This window comes from Acuticoccus kandeliae (assembly GCF_003073115.1).
Genome location: NZ_QBBV01000090.1, coordinates 1 through 377, shown reverse-complemented (window position 1 = coordinate 377; position 377 = coordinate 1). Strand labels below are relative to the sequence as shown.

The window sequence follows — 377 nt, the reverse complement described above, 5'->3', positions numbered from 1 at the left end:
CTAGTATTACAGATATGATTTCTAGTGTGGGGAAAACACCAGGAACAATCTTTTTATCATCATCTACTACAACTTTAACAGAAGAGGAAAAAGAGAAGTTTAATAGTGAAGATGGTTTTAATGCAGTGATGATTGAACGCGTGCGTACAGCAGATGGGGAACCTGTTGTGTATTGTATCGATAAACTTGCAAAAGAAATATTGCCAGACTTATCGGGTTACAATGAGGAATCATTATTAACGGTGATACATAATAACACGCATAAGCGCATAACATATGCGGTTGCTCACATTGAGCCAATTGGCTATCACCCTAAAATCTCACCAATTTTAGAATGTGAGCCTGAAACAGCACTGCTTGTATTAAAACAAATGCAC

Annotated in this window: 1 protein-coding gene; it reads left to right on the top strand. The window is 37.1% G+C overall.

Annotated features, from left to right (window positions below):
- Window positions 1–377, top strand: a 377-nt coding sequence (locus DBV35_RS29445; protein ID WP_117434501.1) for a UTRA domain-containing protein, incomplete at both ends; no start/stop codon positions are given.